Annotated in this window: 1 protein-coding gene; it reads right to left on the reverse strand. The window is 58.1% G+C overall.

The features are described from left to right. Positions 1-474 (reverse strand): GTP-binding protein (locus CGS25_RS18860; protein ID WP_157933885.1); only part of this gene is annotated, 474 nt, incomplete at its 3' end. Position 475 lies beyond the last annotated feature (1 nt).

The raw sequence follows: 475 nt of genomic DNA on the forward strand, positions 1-475 counted from the left end.
CAGCTCGCGAATTTCCATTTCCACCAGTTCCAGCAGCTCTTCGTCGTCCACCATGTCCGCTTTGTTCAGGAACACAACGATGAACGGTACGCCAACCTGGCGCGACAGCAGGATGTGCTCGCGGGTTTGCGGCATCGGGCCGTCGGCCGCGGAGCAAACCAGGATCGCACCGTCCATCTGCGCCGCACCAGTGATCATGTTTTTTACATAATCAGCGTGACCCGGGCAGTCAACGTGCGCGTAGTGGCGCTTCGGGGAGTCGTACTCCACGTGAGAGGTCGCAATCGTGATACCGCGCTCACGCTCTTCCGGGGCGTTATCGATCTGATCGAACGCGCTCGCGGAACCTGAACCCCATACCTCGAAGCAAACCCGGGTCAGGGCGGCGGTCAGCGTGGTTTTACCATGGTCAACGTGACCAATGGTGCCTACGTTTACGTGCGGTTTGTTACGTTGAAATTTTTCCTTTGCCACG

This window comes from Alloalcanivorax mobilis, assembly GCF_002864685.1.
In the GTDB taxonomy this organism is placed as follows: Bacteria; Pseudomonadota; Gammaproteobacteria; order Pseudomonadales; family Alcanivoracaceae; genus Alloalcanivorax; species Alloalcanivorax mobilis.